We start from the raw sequence: 241 nt of genomic DNA on the forward strand, positions 1-241 counted from the left end.
CAACACCCGGTCACCCACACTCAACTCGGAAGAGCCATATTAGTTCTCGAGCTTGCGTGTTGCGGCGAGCATGACGAGCAGTGCTACGACCATGAGGATGGCCGAAACAGTCAATGGCGTCGAATAGTGCGGACTAAACACGAGAAGACCGGTAAGTCCGGCAACTCCCGTGGTAGCACCCATTTGGTGGCCGGTGTTGACGATGCCGGAAGCAGCTCCCGCCTCGCTGGGGCTGCTTTGC

1 pseudogene is annotated in these 241 nt (G+C 58.5%); it reads right to left on the reverse strand.

Going from position 1 to position 241, the window contains the following annotated elements:
- Positions 1-39: 39 nt before the first annotated feature.
- Positions 40-241: pseudogene (locus HMPREF2756_RS11310) on the reverse strand (hypothetical protein); the annotation flags it as partial.

Origin of the sequence: Rothia sp. HMSC067H10 (assembly GCF_001810635.1) — a bacterium.
GTDB lineage: Bacteria > Actinomycetota > Actinomycetes > Actinomycetales > Micrococcaceae > Rothia > Rothia dentocariosa.